General features: G+C 55.2%; 21 protein-coding genes and 2 tRNA genes. 13 read left to right on the top strand and 10 right to left on the bottom strand.

Translation table 11 applies throughout. The features are described 5' to 3' along the window. Positions 1–33: 33 nt before the first annotated feature. The gene (locus tag PUV47_RS03395) at positions 34–375 is read right to left on the bottom strand and encodes a hypothetical protein (protein WP_274217036.1); all 342 of its coding nucleotides are present in this window, start codon (positions 373–375) and stop codon (positions 34–36) included. Positions 376–597: 222 nt separating this feature from the next. Between PUV47_RS03395 and PUV47_RS03390 the strand changes: the two genes are divergently transcribed. Beyond that, positions 598–942: a hypothetical protein gene (locus PUV47_RS03390; RefSeq protein ID WP_274217035.1), complete on the top strand. Its 345-nt coding sequence runs from the start codon at positions 598–600 to the stop codon at positions 940–942. A gap of 27 nt (positions 943–969) precedes the next feature. On the opposite strand, the gene PUV47_RS03385 is transcribed toward PUV47_RS03390, so the two are convergent. Together PUV47_RS03385 and PUV47_RS03380 are read right to left on the bottom strand one after the other, a co-directional pair. After that, positions 970–1043 (bottom strand) — tRNA-Gln (locus PUV47_RS03385). Between the two features lie 344 nt (positions 1044–1387). After that, positions 1388–1461 (bottom strand) — tRNA-Gln (locus PUV47_RS03380). Positions 1462–1819: 358 nt separating this feature from the next. On the opposite strand from PUV47_RS03380, the gene PUV47_RS03375 reads away from it, so the two are divergent. Next, positions 1820–2815: an amidoligase family protein gene (locus PUV47_RS03375; protein ID WP_274217034.1), complete on the top strand. Its 996-nt coding sequence runs from the start codon at positions 1820–1822 to the stop codon at positions 2813–2815. 81 nt (positions 2816–2896) lie between these two features. Here PUV47_RS03375 and PUV47_RS03370 read toward each other — a convergent pair whose 3' ends face one another. Further along, on the bottom strand, positions 2897–3367 hold the full coding sequence (locus PUV47_RS03370) for a DM13 domain-containing protein (RefSeq protein ID WP_274217033.1): 471 nt from the start codon (positions 3365–3367) through the stop codon (positions 2897–2899). Positions 3368–3457: 90 nt separating this feature from the next. Here PUV47_RS03370 and PUV47_RS03365 point away from each other — a divergent pair, with 90 nt between their 5' ends. The 3 genes from PUV47_RS03365 (at position 3458) to PUV47_RS03355 (ending at position 6661) form a co-directional block, all read left to right on the top strand. After that, positions 3458–4153, top strand: coding sequence for a gamma-glutamyl-gamma-aminobutyrate hydrolase family protein (locus tag PUV47_RS03365; RefSeq protein WP_274217032.1), 696 nt, complete (start codon positions 3458–3460; stop codon positions 4151–4153). A gap of 460 nt (positions 4154–4613) precedes the next feature. Then, the gene (locus PUV47_RS03360; protein ID WP_274217031.1) at positions 4614–5957 is read left to right on the top strand and encodes a Ppx/GppA phosphatase family protein; all 1344 of its coding nucleotides are present in this window, start codon (positions 4614–4616) and stop codon (positions 5955–5957) included. Beyond that, the gene (locus PUV47_RS03355) at positions 5954–6661 is read left to right on the top strand and encodes an RlmE family RNA methyltransferase (RefSeq protein WP_274217030.1); all 708 of its coding nucleotides are present in this window, start codon (positions 5954–5956) and stop codon (positions 6659–6661) included. The genes PUV47_RS03360 and PUV47_RS03355 overlap by 4 nt, the downstream gene beginning before the upstream one ends. Before the next feature lie 38 nt (positions 6662–6699). On the opposite strand, the gene PUV47_RS03350 is transcribed toward PUV47_RS03355, so the two are convergent. Beyond that, the gene (locus tag PUV47_RS03350) at positions 6700–8130 is read right to left on the bottom strand and encodes an MFS transporter (RefSeq protein ID WP_274217029.1); all 1431 of its coding nucleotides are present in this window, start codon (positions 8128–8130) and stop codon (positions 6700–6702) included. A 337-nt stretch (positions 8131–8467) separates the two neighbouring features. Between PUV47_RS03350 and guaB the strand changes: the two genes are divergently transcribed. Beyond that, positions 8468–9970, top strand: coding sequence for an IMP dehydrogenase (gene guaB / locus PUV47_RS03345; protein ID WP_274217028.1), 1503 nt, complete (start codon positions 8468–8470; stop codon positions 9968–9970). A 583-nt stretch (positions 9971–10553) separates the two neighbouring features. Here guaB and PUV47_RS03340 read toward each other — a convergent pair. Further along, positions 10554–10742, bottom strand: coding sequence for a hypothetical protein (locus tag PUV47_RS03340; RefSeq protein ID WP_274217027.1), 189 nt, complete (start codon positions 10740–10742; stop codon positions 10554–10556). Positions 10743–11162: 420 nt separating this feature from the next. On the opposite strand from PUV47_RS03340, the gene PUV47_RS03335 reads away from it, so the two are divergent. Together PUV47_RS03335 and PUV47_RS03330 are read left to right on the top strand one after the other, a co-directional pair. Further along, a complete protein-coding gene (locus PUV47_RS03335; protein WP_274217026.1) occupies positions 11163–11825 on the top strand; it encodes an OmpA family protein in 663 nt (220 codons plus the stop codon). Between the two features lie 254 nt (positions 11826–12079). After that, the gene (locus tag PUV47_RS03330; RefSeq protein ID WP_274217024.1) at positions 12080–13378 is read left to right on the top strand and encodes an RsmB/NOP family class I SAM-dependent RNA methyltransferase; all 1299 of its coding nucleotides are present in this window, start codon (positions 12080–12082) and stop codon (positions 13376–13378) included. Between the two features lie 11 nt (positions 13379–13389). On the opposite strand, the gene PUV47_RS03325 is transcribed toward PUV47_RS03330, so the two are convergent. After that, positions 13390–14667, bottom strand: a complete 1278-nt coding sequence (locus PUV47_RS03325; RefSeq protein WP_274217023.1) for a tetratricopeptide repeat protein — start codon at positions 14665–14667, stop codon at positions 13390–13392. 303 nt (positions 14668–14970) lie between these two features. On the opposite strand from PUV47_RS03325, the gene PUV47_RS03320 reads away from it, so the two are divergent. The 3 genes from PUV47_RS03320 to PUV47_RS03310 all read left to right on the top strand — a co-directional run bounded on the left by PUV47_RS03320 (position 14971) and on the right by PUV47_RS03310 (position 17852). Then, complete coding sequence (locus PUV47_RS03320; protein WP_274217022.1) at positions 14971–15462, top strand: MarR family winged helix-turn-helix transcriptional regulator; 492 nt, start codon at positions 14971–14973, stop codon at positions 15460–15462. Between the two features lie 126 nt (positions 15463–15588). After that, the gene (gene guaA / locus PUV47_RS03315; RefSeq protein WP_274217021.1) at positions 15589–17136 is read left to right on the top strand and encodes a glutamine-hydrolyzing GMP synthase; all 1548 of its coding nucleotides are present in this window, start codon (positions 15589–15591) and stop codon (positions 17134–17136) included. Between the two features lie 293 nt (positions 17137–17429). Next, the gene (locus PUV47_RS03310) at positions 17430–17852 is read left to right on the top strand and encodes a VOC family protein (protein WP_274217020.1); all 423 of its coding nucleotides are present in this window, start codon (positions 17430–17432) and stop codon (positions 17850–17852) included. A gap of 73 nt (positions 17853–17925) precedes the next feature. Here PUV47_RS03310 and PUV47_RS03305 read toward each other — a convergent pair whose 3' ends face one another. The 3 genes from PUV47_RS03305 to PUV47_RS03295 all read right to left on the bottom strand — a co-directional run bounded on the left by PUV47_RS03305 (position 17926) and on the right by PUV47_RS03295 (position 19209). Next, positions 17926–18423, bottom strand: coding sequence for a DUF4405 domain-containing protein (locus PUV47_RS03305; protein ID WP_274217019.1), 498 nt, complete (start codon positions 18421–18423; stop codon positions 17926–17928). A gap of 99 nt (positions 18424–18522) precedes the next feature. Further along, positions 18523–18864 carry a TraR/DksA family transcriptional regulator gene (locus PUV47_RS03300; RefSeq protein WP_274217018.1) on the bottom strand — a complete coding sequence of 114 codons (342 nt, stop codon included), beginning with the start codon at positions 18862–18864 and terminating at the stop codon, positions 18523–18525. A 36-nt stretch (positions 18865–18900) separates the two neighbouring features. After that, positions 18901–19209: a PilZ domain-containing protein gene (locus PUV47_RS03295; RefSeq protein ID WP_274217017.1), complete on the bottom strand. Its 309-nt coding sequence runs from the start codon at positions 19207–19209 to the stop codon at positions 18901–18903. A gap of 269 nt (positions 19210–19478) precedes the next feature. Between PUV47_RS03295 and PUV47_RS03290 the strand changes: the two genes are divergently transcribed. Continuing rightward, the gene (locus PUV47_RS03290) at positions 19479–20066 is read left to right on the top strand and encodes an NnrU family protein (protein WP_337994491.1); all 588 of its coding nucleotides are present in this window, start codon (positions 19479–19481) and stop codon (positions 20064–20066) included. Positions 20067–20278: 212 nt separating this feature from the next. Next, the gene (locus PUV47_RS03285; RefSeq protein WP_274217015.1) at positions 20279–20929 is read left to right on the top strand and encodes a tetratricopeptide repeat protein; all 651 of its coding nucleotides are present in this window, start codon (positions 20279–20281) and stop codon (positions 20927–20929) included. Positions 20930–20939: the final 10 nt, after the last annotated feature.

The following is a 20939-nucleotide window of genomic DNA, read 5'->3' as shown; positions in this document are numbered from 1 at the left end:
AGGAAAAAGGCCGCTGAGGGGCCGGACAGCCCCTCAGCGATAGCCGGTATAGCGGTGGATCACTTCCACATCGTCTTTGATGTAGCGGCGCGCAAGATAATAAATTTGCAGGAAAAGTTCACTTAGCCGGGCATTGGCATGGATCTGCTCATCCTCTGACAGAGCATGCATGCGCGTGCGGGTTAGATAAACATCTCTCAGCGATGGACTGGAATGAAACAGTTCAAGCAGCTTTTCCGCATTCACATATGTGTTGCCGATCATGTCCACCTCACGCGTGGCACTAAGTTGATCGCGCCAGAATGCCTCTCCGTGCTCTTCCAACAAGTTCTCGCAGGTGACTATATGCTCATGAAGGCTCGATGTTGTTAACATTTTATTCTCTTTCGGGCCTGTGATTACTATGCGAAAACAAGCTAGGTTGAACCTATTAACAAAGCGGGATCTTACCTTGTTAAATTTACTTCATATTATGCAGAAAAGAGACAGTATTTAAGAGAATTGTCGCGATTTGTAATGCAAATGAAATAAAGCGCAAAAAATGCACCTGACCTATGGTAAGGTTAAGGATCGTCAACCATCCAGAAAGGCGATCTCATGACGAAAACCATAACAACAGCACTGTTGACACTCTTGGGAGCCGTCTCCCTGAACTCCATCCCGGTCAATGCGACCGAAATTCAAAAGCTCTCCGTGGTAGAGGGGCGGGCAGAGGTGCTCAATGCCAAGGCCCTGAACATCTACAGTGACTATGGAATAACTCGGGTTGAGCTGATGTGGCCGGCAAAATCAGCTATCGAGCTGCAAAGCCAGTTGCTTGGTGTCAGGACCGTAAAGTGTTTGCTGTTTGGGAGCAGGCTGTCGGTCAGCTGTATGGCCTATGACAGTTTTGGAACGTCATGGGCACTCGGTAGCAAGAAAACACTTGCCCTGACCAAATAGATTTCAACTGTCTTGAAAAAAGTCGGTTGGCTGGGGAACCTGGACTCGAACCAGGACTGACGGAGTCAGAGTCCGCTGTTCTACCATTAAACTATTCCCCAGTAGAACCAATTGGCTAAGCGTTTGCGCCGCCCGGACGCCGTGGCGGCGTCGATGAACGCCTGTTTATTTAGTCGCCTTTGGCTTGTCAATTGCCTCATGCTGCTTTGTGGCAAAAGCCTGTGTGAAACAATTTCGGTGCAGTTCATTGGTGTTGAAGCCAGTTTACCGCAACTGAAGTGCTGTCTTTCGAACTTCAATAGGTCCCTGCGTCGCTGACTGGCAGTGTGCAGCCAGATGCCTCGCACGCCTGCGGTAAGTAGCAAGATGACGATCATCCGCTTACAGGCCCTGCTTAAGGCCTGCTGGTAAGCATTGTGAAACTCTAAGGATGTCGGGAGAGGCTTGGCTGGGGAACCTGGACTCGAACCAGGACTGACGGAGTCAGAGTCCGCTGTTCTACCATTAAACTATTCCCCAGTAGAACCAATAGGTTAGCGCATAATTTATGGCTGGGCGTTTGTGGCCCAACCGCGCTGGTGGGCTGCTATTTATGACCCACAGCGCATCTTGTCAATCGGATCAAAACCAATCCTTTCAAAAACCTGCGTTTCTTCAGCAAATCCAGCTGCATTCTGTGTAAAACTGACAGGTGCCTACGAGGAACAACCTAGTGGCGCGCTAGGCAAGAGCGCAAGAGCGGGCGGCAGACCCACCCGTTTCAACTTGATCCTGCTATCGTGGGTGGCTCTTGGAGATGCGCCGCGCGCAAATGTGGCATGCGATGTCGCATTTGCCTGTTAGAAATAGATTGGCCGCAATGATGAAAGGAAAACGCGTGACATCAGACCAAGGTGCAATTGGCAAAGACGATACCCAGCGCTGCGTTGGTTTTGAAGTGGAGTACGCAGGCGTAAACTTGGCCATGGTTGCCGACGTCATTGTTGACCTTTACGGCGGCCATGCGCAGCTCATGAACCCGCTCAGCGGCGAGGTGACGGACACCGAATGGGGCAGTTTCAAGCTGCTTTTAGACTCTGCGCCGCTTCAAAAACTCCACCACGCCCTAAACGAGGATTTGCCAAAGGAGATCAAACTTCCTGATGCTTTGAGCGATCTGCCGCAAAAAGTCGGGGACACCATTGGTGAGGTGGCCGTCAAGGTCGTGCCATTTGAGATCGTTCTGCCGCCGGTGCCGATTTCCCAAATCGATCGTCTCGAGCCTTTGATCACACGGATCAGAGAGACCGGTGGTATGGGGACGAAAGGCAGTTTGCTTTATGCTTTTGGCCTTCACATCAACGCTGAAGCCGTATCCACTGAGACCGCAAGCATCTTGCGCCACATACAGAGTTTCTTGTTGCTTGAGCCGTGGCTCATGGAAGAACACGGCGTGGATTTATCAAGGCGCATATCCGGTTTTGTGGCGCCGTTTCCCAATGACTATCGCCGATTGGTGGTGTCACCCGATTATGCGCCGAACCTGAAGCAGCTCGTTTTGGACTATCACAGCCACAACCCGACCCGCAGCAGATCGCTCGATCTGTTGCCACTGTTTGCGCATCTGGATGGGGAGCTTGTGCGGAGCCTCTATGGGGCCGAGGAGAAGATATCGCCGCGGCCTACCTATCACTATCGGTTGCCAAATTGTGAACTGGGAAATCCGGCGTGGTCGCTCTCGCTGGAGTGGGAGCGTTGGCGGTACGTTGAGAAGCTGGCGGCAGCGCCAGACATGCTTACCAGCCTAATGAAAGATTGGAAACGGGACCATGCCCGAATGCTGGAGCCAGCGGCCATCTGGCATGCTGAAGGGATCGGATTTCGCTGGCGGTGACCGGGCCCGATGAGACCGATTTGCTTGCAAAAAGCTTCGGCCTGATGGCGGGCCGGGATCTGTCGGTGAGGGTTCTGATATCTATTTGTACTTGGCCGCCGCGATGAACTCAGAGAAGGCTTCGCACCACACCAGAACGGTGGTGTAGTTCTCTATATCAACATCCTCCGGGATATCGAGCACGAACCCTTGGAAGGTTTTGACCGGGCCGATAACCTGACTTTGGTCTTTGAGCGGTAAAAACTCATCTTCGTGCGCAACGAACTCCGGTACGAGGTAGACCATATAGTCGGGGCCTGGGGCCAGCTCACCAGTGTGCACGATCTGCGATCTGGTCAAACTGACTGTGCCTTTGCCCCAATGAAGAAAATCATGCCCGCGCAAGTCCTGTTCAAATTCAGAGGTATAGAGCGCGTCTTCGGCCATTTCTTGCAGCGCGGCGACATCTGGTGAAGGAGGGGCGGTCAAAATGGGAAGAAAATAAACGCCAAGCGCAAAACCAAGCCCCAGCGCCGCGCCGTGGGTCACTATGCCAATAAAAAGCCGCAACATGTTCGTCCTCCAAATACTGAAACCACTACCTCAGGTCACAAACTCTGTCGAACCGCAACATGTCAGAAAGGAACTCACATCGCTAGGCACATGATTGGAAAACGACCGCCCATTGGCATCACAACTTCAAAGAAGTCCGGCCGCACTCTCTGGGTGTTTTCGTGGTTGGCGGTGTTTCTTGCAGGCGGAAGGCCAGTGAAACTCATGCCGGGTTCCGAGAAGCGTATGAGTACCTGCGATGGCTTTCTAATTACCGGAGGCAGCGATATCAACCCGGACCTCTACGGTCACAAAAACACCGGGAGTCACTTTCTCGACCACCCGCGTGATCAACTGGAACTGTCTGTGGTCAAACACGCGAGCGCCGAGAACAAGCCTCTTCTTGGCATTTGCCGCGGCGCGCAAATGATCAACGTCGCGCGGTCGGGAACGCTCCACCAGAATGCCCGCGACATTTATGAGGGGTTCCAACCAACCGAGAGCCTTCTGGCGAAGGTCTTCTCACGTCGGTTCATTGAGGTTGAGCCTGCCACGTTGGTAGCGCGTGCCTTCAAGGGCGATTTGCGCCCGCGTGTAAACAGCCTGCATCGCCAATCGGTGCAAACGCTGGGGCGCGGACTGCAGGTGTCTGCGCGCGATGCTCTTGGCATGGTACAGGCGCTGGAATCGGAACCAGGGCAGGGGCAGTTTGTGCTCGGCGTCCAGTGGCATCCCGAGCTCATCTTGTACCGCCCTTCGAGCCTGCGCATGTTCCGCGCGCTGGTCCGCGCTGCGCAAAACACCTGACCTTGCCTAAGCGGTTGTCTGGGCACCGCAGTTATTGAACCGCTACTCGCCTCACAGTGGCAAGCAATTTGCTTTGTACCACCGGAAAGCGCCCATTGCCCTTCCTCGTTTCAATCCCTAATATGAAGGTAACTTGAAATGACATGAGCTACCGGCTTACGGCGGCTCCACAAAGGCATAGTACTTGAGCAAAACGGGTGACGATTCCTCTGAAGCCAGAGTGAAGTCGTCCGGCGCAAAAAGCGGCCACTACGCCACAAGAAGGCGCAGGCGGCAGAGAAGAAAGAGTGGCGGGGAGGCCAATCATCAGGCACCCCCTCAAGTAACAGTCTCTCCAAGTGCATCTGGGGAGAAGGTATCTTCGCGTCCGGAAGGCATAAAACGCCAGAGGAAAGCGCGTAGGCAAAAGCCCAATCGGGCCGAACGTCGGGCGCTCGCAAACCAAAGCAGAAGCTTGCCGGTGGTCCATGTGGAGCCGGACGGCACCTCTGTGCATATTGAAACGCCTCCTGCACCGGTTCCTGAACCAGAGCGGCAAGAGCGTCCAAAGGCAAAAACTCAGGAAAATCGCAGCAAGCAGGACCCTTACGGGCCGAGGCGCAAGCCCCGTCCAAACGATGAGCCGCGCCGCGACGGTGACACCCGCAAAGGGGGGGCACCCAACAGTCAGTCTTATGGCAAGGACAGGTTCTGGAAAGCTGGCAGAGAGGGCAAGCAGCCATACCCACCCCAGTTGGGCGGCCAGCAGGGCCTCTATAAAGCCAATGGACACGTCAAGGAGCTTTATGCGGCGTTGGATCTGGGCACGAACAATTGCCGCCTGCTGATTGCGCGCCCGGAGCAGCGTGGTTTCCGCGTGGTGGATGCCTATTCACGCATCGTCCGGCTCGGCGAGGGGGTGGGGTCTTCCAAGCGCCTGTCTGATGCGGCAATGGAACGGGCCATTGAAGCCCTGAAAATTTGCCGCCAGAAGCTCGATGAGCGCGGTGTCAAACGGTCCCGCCTCATTGCCACCGAAGCCTGTCGGGCAGCGGACAATGGCGAGGAATTCATCACCCGCGCGCGTGACGAGGCGGGGCTCTATCTGGAGATCGTTTCTCAGGAAACGGAGGCCAGGCTTGCCGTTGCCGGCTGTGTTTCACTTGTCGATCCAGATGCCGATGGTGTGCTCCTTTTCGATATTGGTGGCGGTTCCTCAGAGATCGTGTGGTTGGATCTGCGCAACCGATACGGTGCCCGCGGCTTTGCGCTGACCCGGTTCATCCGCACCTGGATTTCGCTTCCTGTGGGTGTTGTGAACCTTGCTGAGCGCCATGGCGGGAAGAATGTGACTTCCGATCTGTTCGAAGCCATGATACAGGACGTCGCCGAGAAGCTGGAAGCATTCCCGCTGAGCCGCGAGCTGTCTCGCGCCATTGAAACGGGCAATGTTCATATGCTTGGAACCTCTGGAACGGTGACCACACTGGCCGGGGTTCATTTGGAACTCAAGAGATACGATCGCCGCCGTGTCGACGGGGCTTGGATGGACAGCGAAGACGTGAGCGCCATGGTCGGCAAATTGCTCGCCATGTCTTACGAACAGCGCGTCCTCAACCCATGTATTGGTGAGGATCGTGCCGATCTTGTGCTTGCAGGCTGCGCCATTTTGGAAGCCATTCGCCGCAAATGGCCATGTCAGCGCCTTCGGGTGGCCGACAGGGGATTGCGCGAAGGCATCCTCATGGAGATGATGGCCTCAGACAAGGTCTGGCGCGGTGGACAGAACAAACGACGCAGCGGTGTTGGAAAGGAAAAAAGATGAGTGGCAACACCAGTGGTCGCGGACGTGGGGACCGAAACATGTTCACGCGCGTCAAGACTGCGCGCAAACGTTCAAATTCTTCAACGCTTTGGCTGCAGCGCCAGTTGAATGACCCCTATGTGCAGAAGTCAAAGATTGATGGCTATCGCTCCCGTGCGGCCTACAAGCTGCTTGAGATCAACGAAAAGCACCAGCTGATCAAGCCGGGAATGCGCGTTGTTGATTTGGGTGCCGCACCGGGCGGTTGGTGTCAGGTGACTGTGCCAATTGTCGGCTCTACGGATGATGAACCGCTTGTGGTTGGCATCGACTATCTGGAAATGGAGCCCATCCCGGGTGTGGTCTTGTTGCAGAAGGACTTTCTGGACGATGATGCACCGGAAATGCTGATGGATGCTCTGGGTGGTCACCAGCCCGATATGGTTATGTCCGACATGGCGGCACCAACTACTGGCCATCGCCAAACGGATCACCTGCGCACCACCTATCTGTTTGAAGTTGCCATCGACTTTGCTCGCCAGAACTTGGCAAAGGACGGTCTGTTCCTGTCAAAGGTGTTTGCTGGCGGGGCGGAATCCTCTCTTCTTCAGGAACTCAAAAAGGAGTTCAAGTCGGTCGCTCACATCAAGCCACCGGCCAGCCGCAAGGAAAGCCCGGAGATGTACATTCTCGCCAAGGGCTACCGAGGCAACAACCAGCGCTAACCCAAAAGGCCGCCGTGAGCGGCCTTTTTCATGCCCTTTCATCGGCTGTCTGACGGCGGACGAGCTGCGCCGCCCACGGTGGCGGGCTGGTGCTGTGAAGCCTCTGCTCCGGCGCCGGGGTCAAGACGCGCGAACTCCACAATCGACAGCAGGATGATCCCGGAGATGGCGGCGAAGGCCAGAGAAAAATCGATAGGTGCCAATTCTGTTCCGCCTCGCAAGGACTGGAAGGCATAAAGGAAGATGGCCCCCACACCCACGCCCATGGTCAAAGAGAGCTGCTGTGCCATGGAGCTGAAGCTGGTGGCACGGCTCATTTGCGCATCATCCAGTTCCGAGTAGCCCACCGAATTTATGGCGGTGAACTGAAGTGAGCGGAAGAAGCCGTTGAAGAACAGCACGATGAAGATCGCGATCGCCGAGGTTTGCGGGCCAAAGAACACAACCATCGCCATCAAGAGGGTGACCAGCACCGTGTTCCAGATCAGCACCTGACGAAAGCCAAACCGCGCAAGGGTCTTGGTGGCGAAAATTTTCATGAACAGTGCGCCTAGGGCGGTGGCAACCACGAGCATGCCCGAGGCCAGCGGAGACTTGCCAAAGCCTTCCTGCAGCATCAAGGGCATGAGAAAGGGAAAGGCACCGGTACCCATGCGAAACAAGGTGCCGCCGACCACGCTGGCGCGGAACACGGGGATCTGCAGAAGATCCAGCTCGAGCATCGGGTTGGATACGCGCTTGGCATAAACCACATAGAGTGTGAAGGCGATCATCGCGCCAACGGCAAGGGCGAGTGTAAGAGGGGCAAGAGGGCCAAATTGCAGCAGGCTTTCGATGCTCAAAACCAGAGCAACGGCCCCTGCGCCAAACACCACAAAGCCGATCCAGTCAAATCGCTGTTGTTCGTCCGCCTTGAAGTTCTCGAAGTAAATCAGTGCCATGATTACGCCCACGACACCAATGGGAATGTTGATCCAGAAAATCCAGTGCCAGGTTGCATAGGTCACCAGAAACCCACCAAGCGGTGGGCCAAGTACAGGGCCCACGAGGGCAGGCACGCTGACCCAAATCATGGCCTGCACCATTGCGCTGCGCGGTGCTGAGCGCAAAAGCACCAGGCGGGCAACCGGCAGAGTCAAGGCACCTGCCATGCCTTGGAAAGCGCGCGCAACAAGCAGCTGTGTCAGGTCCTGCGACAGAGCACAGGCGATTGATGCCAGCATGAAGGAAATCAGCGCACCGATGAAAACCGGCTTTGTGCCAAAGCGATCTGCAATCCAGCCGCTGATGGGAATGAACACTGCCAGCATCAACAGGTAGATCGACATGGTCATGTGCATGGAAACCGCAGACACGCCGAAGTCCCGGCTGATGGCGGGTAGGGCCGTTCCAAGAACAGTCGCATCAATCATGTTCAACATGAGGGCGCAGGAAACGATGAGGGCGATGAGGCGCAGGCGAGGCGTCACTGAAGGTCTCTTTTAGGTTATATGAGCTTGAAGCAGCTATGGAAGGCCAATCAAGCCTAAGTGAGTCGGCACTGCGCGCCTAGAAGGGGGCTGTCGGCGCATGGCTGCCATGCATCCAGTGGCATCAACTGCGCAGTACTACCTGCAATGCGGGCACAGGTCGCTCGCCTGTCAGTGCACCTTACATGAAATATTGCAGAGGGTGTCTTTTCAAGGTCGCAATCCCGTGGTAATGACCCGCGTCAACTTCTCTAGGCAGAGCTGGTTCTATCAGCAATCCATTTCGCTCCTCCCGAGATGGAAAGAGTGCCGCATACGACACGAAGGGAAATTGGCAATGCCGAAATTTTTTGAGCCTTCATTCGGTCAACAGGCGTTGACTTTTGATGACGTGCTCCTGTTGCCTGGTCACTCTGAAGTGATGCCAGGTCAGGTAGATCTCACCTCACAGATCAGCCGCAATATCAGCCTGCGTCTGCCGATCCTTTCAGCCGCAATGGATACGGTTACCGAGGCACGCCTGGCAATTGCCATGGCACAGGCTGGCGGCATCGGCGTAATCCATAAGAACCTGACCGCAGAACGTCAGGCCGAGGAAGTTCGTCAGGTAAAGAAATTCGAAAGCGGTATGGTGGTGAACCCACTGGTCATTGGTCCGGAAGCAAGCCTCAAGGACGCATTGGACCTGATGGATGCTCACCGCATCTCCGGTATTCCGGTTGTCGAAAACGGCAAGAACGGTGGCTACTACACCGGCCGTCTCGTCGGCATTCTCACCAACCGCGATGTCCGTTTTGCGTCGGACCCAAGCCAGCGCGTGTTTGAGCTGATGACCCGCGAAAACCTTGTGACCGTAAGCGAAAACGTCAATCAGGAGGAAGCAAAGCGCCTTCTGCATCATCACCGCATCGAAAAGCTGCTGGTGGTTGACGCCGCTGGCAACTGCATCGGTCTGGTGACGGTAAAGGACATCGAAAAGGCCACACTGAACCCGAACGCTTCAAAGGATGCGCAGGGGCGTCTTCTTGTAGCTGCTGCCACGAGCGTCGGCGATGAAGGCATGAAGCGCGCAGAAGGGCTTATTGATGCTGGCGTTGACCTTCTTGTGGTTGATACTGCGCATGGCCACTCTCAGGCAGTGCTCGATACGGTCGCTCGCGTGAAGAAAAACCACAGCAACGTGGAAGTGGTTGCCGGTAATGTGGCAACCCGTGAAGGCACAAAGGCCCTTATCGACGCGGGTGCCGACGGTGTGAAGGTTGGCATTGGCCCAGGTTCCATCTGTACCACACGTATTGTTGCAGGTGTGGGTGTGCCTCAGCTCACCGCGATTTTGGAATGCGCTGATGAAGGCGCGAAGCTGAACACGCCAATCATTGCAGACGGCGGCATCAAGTTCTCCGGCGACATGGCCAAGGCTTTTGCAGCAGGTGCATCCGGTTCCATGGTGGGCTCGCTTCTCGCTGGTACCGAAGAAAGCCCGGGTGAGGTCTACCTCCACAAAGGCCGTTCCTACAAGGCGTATCGCGGCATGGGTTCCGTTGGTGCCATGGCACGTGGTTCTGCCGACCGTTATTTCCAGGCGGAGGTCAGCGACAAGCTCAAGCTGGTTCCAGAGGGAATTGAAGGTCAGGTTCCATACAAAGGGCCGCTGCTCAGCGTACTGCACCAGCTTGCTGGCGGTGTTCGTGCTTCCATGGGCTATGTCGGTGCGCCGACCATGGCTGAGTTCCAAGAGCGCGCGCAGTTCGTTCGCATCTCTGGCGCATCCTTGCGCGAAAGCCACGCTCATGACGTGACAATCACCAAGGAAAGCCCGAACTATCCTGGCGCTGTTTAAGCGAGTTGTGAGATAAAAGATCAAGAGGGTCCGCTGATACGTTCAGCTGGCCCTTTTTTGTCTCTAGCGCCCAAACCCGGGGAGCCAAAGAGGGTGGGTGTGGCGTCCCCGGGAAAGAAAAAGCGCTAGCTTTCTCTTTATGGTTTCAGCTTCAGACTGTGATTGACGTCTTGGCGGTATGTGGCACTTCCGCCATAAGCTGGAAACCAGCCTGCACAGAGCAATCAGCATCATCCCTGAGTGCTGCAGCAAATAGGGGTGGCGATGCGATGCAGAGTGCACGGCACCACCCTTATAAGTTGATTCCTGTTCATTTGAACCCTCTTTCTAGAAAGAAAACCACCTATTGCCGATAGAAGATTTAAGCTGAATTTTAGTCTTAAACTATTATCTTTTTTGGCTTTACTTGCCCCAGGCTGCACATGCGGGGCCAGAACAGTCACCCGGCCGCAGCTTTGTGCATTGCTTTAGGTTTCAAATGAACAGACAAGCGGCTGTGCCAAACAAAAACGGCTGTGCCCGGCAAGAGTGGGGGCGCAGCCGTTTTTGATCTACGCTTAGAGGCACCGGTTTCAGGAACCGTTCAGTGGTTGTCGATAAGATCCTTGCCAATGTGCGGCGCCAGCGCGTACCACGCCTTGTCTATGAAGTAAGCGAGTACCAGCGCCAGTACGATGCCGCCGCTTTGCCATGTCACATAAAGACAGAACGTGATGACCAATGCGGCGAGTGCCAGAATGAAGGTGGCTTCGGGGGAATATCTGCTCTGCATAGCTTATCCAGTCTTCAAGTCATGGACCAAGTTGACTTGGTATCTTCTGCCGGTGGACTGCGACGATAATGTTCGCATGCCTCAGTGGCGGAAACGGGGCCATTCACAACACACACTATCGTTCTAATCTAGCCTATTCTTTGCCGAATGCTTCTCGGCAATTGGTTTGAAGACTTTGGATGAAAGGCCATTCAATGGGCAACAGCTCTGGCTTTTCAGAGACTTGTTTGTTGGAAAAGGTCCCGAAATGGGTCAACTCTGCGTCAGCTCGCGATCAAATCCGGTGGATTGTTATCTGCGGTCATTATTTGTCGCGCTCTGGATGCTATCAGTTGCCGCATTCGATTCGACCGATCTAGCGGGTAGGGTGCTCTGAATGTCCCGATATCCGCGAAGGTCTCTGCGGAATTCTGGGCAAATATGATGAAAAAACTTACACAAGTGACTATCGCGGCAGCGCTTGCTTTGTCTGTTGCAGCTTGTACGACGACCGACCCGTATACCGGGCAGTCTGGCGTTTCAAATACAGCTGCAGGCGTTGGTATCGGCGCGCTCGGCGGCGCTGTTGTTGGTGCAATCGCTGGTGGTAGCGATCACCGTGCAGAGGGCGCGCTCATTGGTGCAGCAGCTGGCGGCCTCGTTGGTGGCGGTATCGGTGCCTACATGGACCAGCAGGAAGCCAAGCTGCGTCAGCAGCTGCAGGCAAGTGGCGTTTCTGTTACCCGCAGCGGCAACGATATCATTCTGAACATGCCGAATGATGTGACTTTCGGAACCAACGAAGTGGCTCTGAGCGGACGTGCCATGCAGGTGCTCTCCAGTGTTGCTCTGGTTGGCAAAGAGTTTGATCGCACACGCTTGAATGTCCTCGGTCACACGGACAACACCGGCTCTGAGAGCTACAACATCCAGTTGTCTCAGCGTCGTGCCAATTCGGTCTCCGGTTACCTGATGAACCAAGGCATCGCTCCTCAGCGTTTGACCGCTTACGGCTACGGTTTCTCCCGTCCAATCGCGACAAACAACACCGAGCAGGGGCGTGCGCAAAACCGCCGCGTGGAAATCGTCCTGACACCGCTATAAGCAGCGGTTTTTATGGGCTAACTGATTGGGCTCGCCGCAAGGCGGGCCCTTTCTGTTTTGCAGAATGCCTTTCATATCGCCAGACTCAAACATTCCTCGGATTTTCTTGGGTTATAAGGCGCTGTTACTATAGACAGGCAGAGGCTTGCTGCATTAAACGCAGGGGCGATTGAACGATTGATCGCGGCGCTCCGGCGCGCGAACGGTGCCTTGTCGAAAGCATTGATGTACCGAGATGAAGATTAGGATTTTTTATGCGTGATGGTGGGCGCCTTGCTGCGGCGATTGAGGTCTTGGCTGAGATTGAAAGTCGCAGACGGCCTGTACAGGAAGCTCTGAAGGACTGGGGGAATTCACATCGTTTTGCAGGGTCTGGCGACCGCGTCGCCATTGGCAACCTTGTGTTCGATGCGCTCCGCCATAAGCTTTCATATGCTCACATCATGGGTGAGAGCACGCCGCGGGCTTTGGCGTTGGCGACCTACGTGATTGGCTGGGGGAATGCCGTTGAGCAGTTGGAAGGCGCGATTGAAAGCGACCCCCATGCTCCAGATCCCCTGAGCGAGGCAGAGCGCACCGCGCTTACCGAACAGGATCTGTCTGCTGCACCTGATCATGTCGTTGCAGATGTGCCAGAGTGGTTGTTCAGCCGTTTTGCGTCCGCTTTTGGCGAAGAAGCGATTGCCGTCGGTAAGGCCCTGTCGCAGCGTGCGCCAATTGATATGCGCGTCAACACACTGAAGAGCACCCCTGAAAAGGTATTGAAGCGCCTTTCTCACCTGAATGCTCAGCCCAGTGGCTTGTCTGGCAACTGTGTTCGGCTGGCACCGGTAACCGGCCCCAAGAAGTCGCCGCATGTTCAGGCAGAGGAAGGCTTCCGCAAGGGGTGGTTTGAACTGCAGGATGAAGCCTCTCAAATCGCAGCGCTTCTTGTTGGCGCTCAGCCGGGAGAGCAGGTTCTCGACCTGTGTGCAGGCGGTGGCGGCAAAAGTCTCGCGCTCGCAGCCAACATGGATAATAAGGGCCAGATTTACGCCTACGATGCCAGCAAGCTACGCCTTGCCCCGCTTTATGAGCGCATGACGCGGGCGGGTGTGCGCAACATTCAGGTTGTCGATCCGCAAACAGGCTCTTTGGATCAGCTCAAGGGCCGCATGGACCGTGTCATGGTAGATGCACCTTGTTCCGGAACGGGTGTATGGCGTCGTCGTCCGGATACAAAGTGGCGTGTAACGGAAAATGCCCTTGCTGGCCGCATCGAAGAGCAGCGAAAAGTGCTGGCCCATGCTGCCGAGTTCGTCAAGGATGGCGGCATCATGGCTTACGCCACCTGTTCATTGTTGCCGGAAGAAAATCAGGATCAGGTGCTGTGGTTCCTTGATAACCACAGCGAGTTTGAAGCACTGGACATGCGTCTTGAATGGGCCAAGCTGTTCGGCAATACGGAGCGGCACCCATTGTTCTCGGAGGATGGCACCCATGCAACGCTGTCCCCTGCGCATACGAACACAGATGGCTTCTTCATCTCGTTGATGCGAAAGAAAGCAGACTAAGCCTTCAAGGCTTAGTCTCGTCTTGGCTCCGCCTCCTGTGGCGGTTCATCAAGGGGCAGTTCATCCTCGTTTTCTGCCTCTCGGGCCGGTACAACAGTTACCGGCTCATCTGTTTCCGGGTGGCGGAACTCGTACTCCACTTCCTCGCGGTCCACACTGGCATCTGCTGTGTCAGGCGCGGTGGCTTCTTCCTCGCTCTCAACAGTCCCTGCAACAGTTTCGCTCTGGCCCAGAGTGTCCTGCGGGCGACCGGTAATGCCGCGCGCTGCCAGGTCTTCAATGGCTGCGATGGCGGAATGCGTTGCTTCGGGTACAGTGCCGCCGGTGTTCAGTGAGGTCAGGACAGCGCGGGCGGCGTCTTGCGCATCGGCGGCGGCGAGGGCGGCTCCCAAAGTGTTGCAAGCCTCACGGCTTTCGGGAACTTGGCGCCATGCAGCGGCTGCGTGGGCAACGGCCATGTAGACTTCGCCATGACGACGCTCTGCCACGGAAAGGTGGAGCAGAACCTGCACGTTGTCCGGTTCTATGGCCTGCGCAATCTCAAAGGAAGAAATTGCGCGCTCATAGTCCCCCTCCATGATGTGCGAATGGCCGAGGCTGAGAAGAACATCGATGTTGCTCGCCTGCAAACCATGGGCATGTTCAAGATAGGTGCGGGCTTCTTGTGGCTTGCCGCGGCGGATCAAGATTTTTGCCAGTCCCAGCAAGGCAGGCACATAGGAAGAATCGATCCGCAGCGCGGTGCGGTACTTGAGAACAGCGGTCTCCTGATTGGCCTCTGTTGAACAGGCGTCCGCATAGACCGTCAGCGCCGCTGCGCTTTTGGGAAGCAGTTTGACCAGTGCCTGCGCAGGAACAAGCGCATCCTTATGGTGGCCCAGCTGCACCAGAATGGAGGCAAGTCCATAAAGGGCGTTCCGGTTGTCCGGTGCTTGTTCCAGAACCTGAACGAAGGCGTCCTGAGCCTGTTCCAGATAACCCAGTAGCAGCAGACAGTTGCCCATGTTGCTGCGCGCGGCAACATCGTCAGGCCGGGTGAACAGCACCTTGCGCAGATGAACGATCGCTTCTCGCAGCTCTCCGGCACGCATCAATGCGGTTGCCATGCGGTACAGAATGTCGATGTCATCCGGGTATCGGCTGATTAGGTCGCGATAGAGGGGCAGAGCGTCTTCATAGCGACCGCTTTGCTCCAGGGAGGAGATCTCGTCCAGTGCGCGTTGGATCTGCGCGGAGCGTTCATCATCGGTCGTATAGGCCATCAAGTTCTGGTCCTTGTCGTCTGCCATTCTGCCGATCCTTTTGGTTCATCTGGCTTCCTGCGTTGGAAAGCAAATGGTAACCATGTTCGAATCATGAATTCATCTGATCGGTAAAACGGTAAGGCTTTGTAAATACTCCGTCAAAGACGTCTGTAATCAACAACAACAGTGCATATCACCGCCGTCAAGTACTCACTGGTTTCAACTGTGGATCTCTGCAATCCGTGAGCATTTGCGAATATGAGTTGCCTGCACCAGAGCCTGACTGATATCACCGCCGTGAAGAGTTCTGACCCCATCCCACGGTCCAAGGCGTATCCGGTAAGAAGTATGTCCGAAACAGATGACTTGTTTTCGTTTTCACAAGGCAGCCTTTTTGAAGGCGAACGCGGTCTTGATTTGGAGAACTTTCTCCCAGTCAAACTGATCTGGGCGGGCCGCAAGGTGGAGCGGTGGCTCCAAGACCGTTTGCAATCGACCTACGACCTAACCATTCCGGACTGGCTGGTGCTCAACGCGTTGATGAAGCAGGATAACGTCTCCGTCAAGCAACTGGGGCCGAGTATTCACCTCGATACAGTAGCCGTTTCTCGTGCAACGAAGCGCCTTGCAGACCGGGAGCTGGTGATCAAGGACCCCAACCAGAAGGACCGCCGCTTGGTGGTTCTGGTGCCCACGGATGCGGGCAAGGGCGTGATTGACGAGATTGATCGTGACCTGAAAGATTTCGAGCAGGGGGTTCTGCGCAAGCTTGCCAAGCTCGAGCGCAAACACTTGGGCCAGCACCTTGCAAACCTGAGCGAGCCTAAGGCTAAACGCTAAGGGTGGCAGCGCCACAATGCCGACTGTCCCGGCAATCCTGCGAAATGTCGTGCATCGTCGTCGCATTCGGTGTTTTTTGCATGGAAAGAGGTTCAAAAATGCTCAGTAACGGAGTAAGAGCAGCCCATGACTGACCGCATCCTTATTATTGACTTCGGATCTCAGGTCACACAGCTGATTGCCCGCCGCGTGCGCGAGTCAGGTGTTTACTCCGAGATCGTACCGTTCCAATCTGCTGAAGCCGCTTTCAAGGAAATGAATCCAAAAGCGGTCATTCTGTCAGGTGGTCCGGCTTCCACCACGGAAATGGGGAGCCCACGCGCACCCCAGATCGTATTTGACGCTGGCATCCCGGTTCTGGGCATTTGCTATGGCCAGCAAACCATGTGCGCCCAGCTTGGCGGCGAAGTTGAAAGCTCAGATCACCGCGAGTTTGGTCGTGCTTTCATCACAGTCAAGAAAGACAGCGCGCTGTTTGATGGCATCTGGGAGATGGGATCCGACCATCAGGTCTGGATGAGCCATGGCGACCGCGTCAACAACATCCCTGATGGGTTTGAGGTGATTGCGGCGTCGGAAGGCGCACCATTTGCTGCCATTGCGGACGAAACCCGCAAGCTCTATGGCGTGCAGTTCCACCCGGAAGTGGTGCACACGCCCGATGGGGCGAAGCTGATCGAGAACTTCACCCACAAGATCGCAGGCTGTTCCGGCGATTGGACCATGGCAGAATACCGTCAGCAGGCGGTTGAGGCGATCCGCGCTCAGGTGGGCGAGGGACGCGTTATCTGTGGTCTTTCCGGCGGTGTTGACAGTTCCGTCGCTGCGGTTCTGATCCACGAAGCCATTGGTGACCAGCTGACCTGCATCTACGTTGACCATGGGCTGATGCGGCTGGGCGAGAGTGAACAAGTGGTCTCCATGTTCCGGGATCACTACAATATTCCTCTGGTTCACGTTGATGCTGCAGACCTGTTCATCGGCGAGCTGGAAGGCGAAACCGATCCGGAGATCAAGCGCAAGACCATTGGCCGCCTCTTCATCGAAGTCTTCGAGGCAGAAGCCAAGAAGCTTGGCGGTGCCGAGTTCCTTGCGCAAGGCACGCTTTATCCTGATGTAATCGAGAGTGTCTCTTTCACCGGCGGTCCTTCTGTCACCATCAAGTCTCACCACAACGTGGGTGGTTTGCCAGAGCGCATGAACATGCAACTGGTTGAGCCTCTTCGCGAGCTGTTCAAGGACGAAGTTCGTGAACTGGGCCGTGAACTTGGTTTGCCGGAAAGCTTCATTGGCCGTCATCCGTTCCCTGGGCCAGGTCTTGCGATCCGCTGTCCCGGCGGCATAACGCGCGAAAAGCTGGATATTCTGCGCCAGGCTGATGCCATTTACTTGGACGAGATCCGCAAGGCGGGCCTTTACGATGCCATTTGGCAGGCGTTTGCTGTGCTGCTTCCGGTCCAGACCGTTGGCGTCATGGGCGATGGCCGCACCTACGAGTATGTCTGCGCCCTACGTGCGGTCACCTCTGTGGACGGCATGACCGCAGACTTCTACCACTTCGACATGAATTTCCTTGGCCGTGCGGCAACCCGCATCATCAACGAAGTTCGAGGCATCAACCGGTGTGTCTATGACATTACGTCGAAGCCTCCCGGAACCATCGAGTGGGAATGATCACAGGCTAGGCATCTGCCGCTGTGAAACAGAATAAGATAGCAATTAAGCCCATGTTTTCATGGGCTTTTTTGTTTTGTGGCAGGAAGTCTTTATAGAGGGGGCCACCTCGTGCCTGCTGCAAATTTGGTGTTGGCTTTGATGCTTGGGGACGGGGAAACGTTCACGTCCAGGGAAAGCAGGTCTGCGCTGCATCAGCTTGCGCGCTGTGACAACCTTTTAATGTATCCATGATTGGACGCCCCGCGGTGCGTGCATTAGACTCCGCCTCATCAGAGTTGAGGAGGGGTATAATGAAGATACAATCGATCGCCGGTTTTGCGACCATCACCAAGGATCCAAAGGCGAGCGCGAAACTGTACAAAGAGCTTCTTGGTTTGGAGCTGCAAGCCCAAGAAGACTATCTTTTCATGGACAAGTTTCCGGGCAGCAATCACTTTGGTGTCTGGCCGCTCAAGATGGCAGCCAAGGCTTGTTTCGGAACGGAAGAATGGCCTGAAGAGTTTCCTGAGCCGACATCGACAGTTGAGTTCGAGCTTGGCTCGCCGGAAGAAGTATCCTCCGCAGTTTCCGAGCTTCAGGCCAATGGGCAGAAGTTCATTCATGGTGCCATTACAGAACCATGGGGGCAGACTGTCGCTCGGTTCATCAGTCCGGAAAATGTGCTGGTGGGTCTAAGCTATGCGCCATGGCTTCACGACGAAAAGGCCGGGTAAGTGGCGTCAGGTTCAAAGCGCCGCAAATGCACGTGTTTTAAGGCCATCTGCCGAGCGGGCCGGCTGTTTGTTCCTAAGGCAAGGCGACAGCGGAAATCATGGCTCTTCCGCTTTCTTTGCCCGAAGCCTGTGCGATTTCAAAAAGCGATTGTTCCGTGTCCGTAACGGTAAAACCCTTGGCCGTGAGCCGTGCGGCCAATTCTTCCGGGGCAAGATCATAAATGGCGGCCACCTCAGAGACTGTGCTGTCTTGTAGGGCGGTCAATGTCACCATCAAAGGATTGGAAGCGTTTTCTGCCATCACGGAGGGAAGAGTCATGACCGTGGCCAAACCCAATGTCAGGCAAAGCGGCACCCACACCACCTTGCGGCGGAAGTACATTTTCATTGGCAACCAGTTCTTCCAAACGTGCAGGGCAACAGGCACCAGAAGAAGCAAGGCAAGCCATTCGTGAACAAAGGCAAAACCAGCCGGAGCAACATGGAAGAACATGGTCACGCCTGTGATCGCCGTGACCATGAACAAAGCCAGCGTAAACAACGTGCCGTAGGTTTTTAGAGTGGAACTCATGGGAGGCTCCCTTCGCTATGCAATTGGATTTGCGAGGGAACCTAACAGGAAGATGTTCTTTAAGTGTGCCGAACAAAGACCAGTTTGTCGTAAAGTGTATCAGCTCTGAAGTCGGGCACAGGAGATGCAATAGAGCGCGGCAGGATCAATGCGCAGACGCTCCTGCGGGATGTCCTCGCCGCATTCAAGGCAATAGCCGTATTCGTCTTCCTTGATGCGCTGAAGGGCGCTGTCGATGCGTTGAAGGTCGATGGCACGCTGACGCTCATTGGCCTGAGCCATCGCTTGTTGCTGCAGAGCGTCCATGCGCGATAAGCGGCCAACAGATTGCTGATCCAGTTGCACCGGCGCTCGGGCCTCTTTCGACATCCTGTCCAGTTCTTGAAGCTCTTTCCTTTTGCCTTCCAGAAGATCTTTGGCTTCATCTGGTGAGAGCGTCATGGCGTGTTCCTTCTGCAGGCGTGCCTGCCGAAGGCTTTAGAACTTCAACAGTCCCGGAAATTCTTCGAGGGCACTTACAAACTCAACGCCCATAGCGTCGCCTGTTCTCCAGCGAACTTCAACCTTTGCGCGCTGTCTGTGCTGCACGATGTAGAGAAAAAACTCATCAGGGATGTCTTGCGTCGTCTCCAGCAACAAACGTGCGCCTTCATCCGACAGATCACGGATCGTACAGTCGATAACCACACTGTGGTCGTTGAAGACCACACGACCTTCTTTCAAGGTCCGGCGGCGGCGGCTGCGGCGTCGTTCGTCCTCCGGCATCTCTGCATTGGTTTGGTTCATACCTAAACTCTTCGTTGCTTTCGCGTAGCAGTTTCTGTCGATTGCTTTTTGCGGCTATATTGCCCGAATACACTTTCATGAACAGTGCATACTTCGAGTTTTCATCAAGACTATTACAGTAAGCCATGACGCGAGCTTGCACATAAATCTCGCCGACTTGAACTGCATCCCTTTGATTTCTCAGTACTGACCTATCATATCTATGCAAACTATGGTTTTGTACCAATCCGTTATGCACCTAGGTGCCTGTCACGCTACTCTCGGGGGAGATGATGCTAATTCTAGTCCTCGGCCTAATCGTTTTCTTAGGCTGCCATATGCTGCCAACTTTTGTTGGATTGCACGATTCGCTGAAAACCAAAATGGGTGATGGGCCTTACCGATTGGCCTTTTCAGCTGTTTCCGCGATCGGGATTACGTTGATCGTGATCGGCTACGGTGACGCAAGGTTCGCGGGCTACCTGCCAATCTACGATCCGCCAATCTGGATGCGCCATCTTGTTCTCCTCCTCATGCTGCCTGTTTTTGTCCTGTTTGCAGCAGCTTATCTTCCCGGCCACATCAAGAAGCGCACCAAGCACCCCATGATCCTCTCGGTAAAGATCTGGGCTCTGGCGCACCTTCTGGCCAATGGCGAGCCACAGTCTCTGCTTCTTTTCGGAGGTTTCCTTGCCTGGGGTGTAATCGATCGCATTTCACTGAAGAAGCGCGATCTGGCACAAGGTGGCCCGGCGCAAGTCGACATGTCCCATGCGGTCCGTAACGACGCCATCGCCCTTATAATTGGGTTGGGTATTTATCTCCTCTTCGTGTGGAAACTTCACGAATTGATCATCGGTGTGTCCGTCATCGGTTGACCTTTTGTGTAAACCTGCTGTTTTCACGGTAGAGTCTGCGCGCATCTGCTTGATTAAGCGGATGCGCAAGGTCTAAATGACGCTCTGCCCTAATTGTGCCACCTTGCACGGGGAAGAGGGCGCACGGGCAAATGAATTTTAACAAGGTCTCTGCACGGCACGGAAGCTGCGCGGAGTGAACCTGAAGAAGTTGCTGCGGGAATAACATAGCCATGTCCGACATCTTTCGCGAAGTCGATGAAGACGTAAGAAACGAAAAATACTCACGCCTTTGGAAACGCTTCGCGCCTTTGGTATACGGCACTGCCGCTTTGATCGTCGTCGGCACCGGTGGCTACCGTGGCTATGAGTATTGGGTGGACACCCAGTCCAAGGCAGCCGGACAAGCTTTCCTTGAAGCGGTTCAGCTTTCCGATGAAGGCAAGCACGAAGAAGCCATCGCGGCATTTGAAGCCCTCAAGGACGACATTGGCGGCTATCCAATGCTCGCGGATTTGCGCATTGCCTCTGAACTGGCAGCAAGCGGCAAGTCTGCTGAGGCTGTGGAGCTGTTCGATTCTGTTGCAACACGCAGCGGCGTGTCTGAACTGTACCGCGGGCTTGCATCCATTCGCGCAGCCTATGTTCTGCTTGATACCGGCAGCCTGGAAGACGTGAAGATGCGTGCCAACTCACTGGCGCAGGCAGGAAACGCTTGGCGTTTCCCAGCGCTGGAAGTCATTGGTGCAGCGGAATACAAGGCTGGCAATATGGATGCGGCCAAGGCCCGTTTTGAAGAAATTGTAAATGACGCGGCAGCTTCTGGTGACTATGCCGGGCGCGCTCGTGTCTACCTGGATTTGATTAAAGCTGCGAACGGCTAAGGGGATTTTA

It is taken from the genome of Pseudovibrio exalbescens (assembly GCF_028737195.1).
Classification (GTDB): domain Bacteria; phylum Pseudomonadota; class Alphaproteobacteria; order Rhizobiales; family Stappiaceae; genus Pseudovibrio; species Pseudovibrio zosterae.
This window is presented reverse-complemented; position numbering and strand designations above follow the sequence as displayed.

Excerpts from the sequence above, each read along its gene's own strand:
- PUV47_RS03395 (WP_274217036.1), bottom strand. The coding sequence starts at position 375 with ATGTTAACAACATCGAGCCTTCATGAGCATATAGTCACCTGCGAGAAC.
- PUV47_RS03390 (WP_274217035.1), top strand. The coding sequence starts at position 598 with ATGACGAAAACCATAACAACAGCACTGTTGACACTCTTGGGAGCCGTC.
- PUV47_RS03370 (WP_274217033.1), bottom strand. The coding sequence starts at position 3,367 with ATGTTGCGGCTTTTTATTGGCATAGTGACCCACGGCGCGGCGCTGGGG.
- PUV47_RS03365 (WP_274217032.1), top strand. The coding sequence starts at position 3,458 with ATGATTGGAAAACGACCGCCCATTGGCATCACAACTTCAAAGAAGTCC.
- PUV47_RS03355 (WP_274217030.1), top strand. The coding sequence starts at position 5,954 with ATGAGTGGCAACACCAGTGGTCGCGGACGTGGGGACCGAAACATGTTC.
- guaB (WP_274217028.1), top strand. The coding sequence starts at position 8,468 with ATGCCGAAATTTTTTGAGCCTTCATTCGGTCAACAGGCGTTGACTTTT.
- PUV47_RS03340 (WP_274217027.1), bottom strand. The coding sequence starts at position 10,742 with ATGCAGAGCAGATATTCCCCCGAAGCCACCTTCATTCTGGCACTCGCC.
- PUV47_RS03335 (WP_274217026.1), top strand. The coding sequence starts at position 11,163 with ATGATGAAAAAACTTACACAAGTGACTATCGCGGCAGCGCTTGCTTTG.
- PUV47_RS03330 (WP_274217024.1), top strand. The coding sequence starts at position 12,080 with ATGCGTGATGGTGGGCGCCTTGCTGCGGCGATTGAGGTCTTGGCTGAG.
- PUV47_RS03325 (WP_274217023.1), bottom strand. The coding sequence starts at position 14,667 with ATGGCAGACGACAAGGACCAGAACTTGATGGCCTATACGACCGATGAT.
- PUV47_RS03320 (WP_274217022.1), top strand. The coding sequence starts at position 14,971 with ATGTCCGAAACAGATGACTTGTTTTCGTTTTCACAAGGCAGCCTTTTT.
- guaA (WP_274217021.1), top strand. The coding sequence starts at position 15,589 with ATGACTGACCGCATCCTTATTATTGACTTCGGATCTCAGGTCACACAG.
- PUV47_RS03310 (WP_274217020.1), top strand. The coding sequence starts at position 17,430 with ATGAAGATACAATCGATCGCCGGTTTTGCGACCATCACCAAGGATCCA.
- PUV47_RS03305 (WP_274217019.1), bottom strand. The coding sequence starts at position 18,423 with ATGAGTTCCACTCTAAAAACCTACGGCACGTTGTTTACGCTGGCTTTG.
- PUV47_RS03300 (WP_274217018.1), bottom strand. The coding sequence starts at position 18,864 with ATGACGCTCTCACCAGATGAAGCCAAAGATCTTCTGGAAGGCAAAAGG.
- PUV47_RS03295 (WP_274217017.1), bottom strand. The coding sequence starts at position 19,209 with ATGAACCAAACCAATGCAGAGATGCCGGAGGACGAACGACGCCGCAGC.
- PUV47_RS03290 (WP_337994491.1), top strand. The coding sequence starts at position 19,479 with ATGATGCTAATTCTAGTCCTCGGCCTAATCGTTTTCTTAGGCTGCCAT.
- PUV47_RS03285 (WP_274217015.1), top strand. The coding sequence starts at position 20,279 with ATGTCCGACATCTTTCGCGAAGTCGATGAAGACGTAAGAAACGAAAAA.